Consider the following 300-nt stretch of genomic DNA (forward strand, 5'->3'; position numbering starts at 1 on the left):
GTCGCCGATGCCGTTGCGGAGCGGCTCGCCGGTCGGGCCGAGGATCGCAGATCCATCCTCGCGGTGGAACGAAGCCCAGCGAAACGGCAGGCCTTTGTTCAGCGATGAGCCATGCGGCGCCAGAGTGTATTTGCCGGTGAACTCCATGCCCGACAGGCTAGCGCCGGCTTCCGCCGCCATCAGGCAGCCGTCACCGGTCAGCCCGGTCGAGCCGAGGATGCGTTCGCGGAAGGCACACCCGCCGGTCGCCAGCACCACCGCCTTGGCGTCGACGCGCCAGTCGCGCTCGACCTGTCGGCC

General features: G+C 69.7%; 1 pseudogene. It reads right to left on the minus strand.

Annotation, left to right across the window (positions count from 1 at the left end):
- Positions 1–300, minus strand: a pseudogene (locus tag E5W87_RS35755) (oxidoreductase); the annotation flags it as partial.

Source organism: Mesorhizobium sp., from assembly GCF_004962925.1.
In the GTDB taxonomy this organism is placed as follows: Bacteria; Pseudomonadota; Alphaproteobacteria; order Rhizobiales; family Rhizobiaceae; genus Mesorhizobium.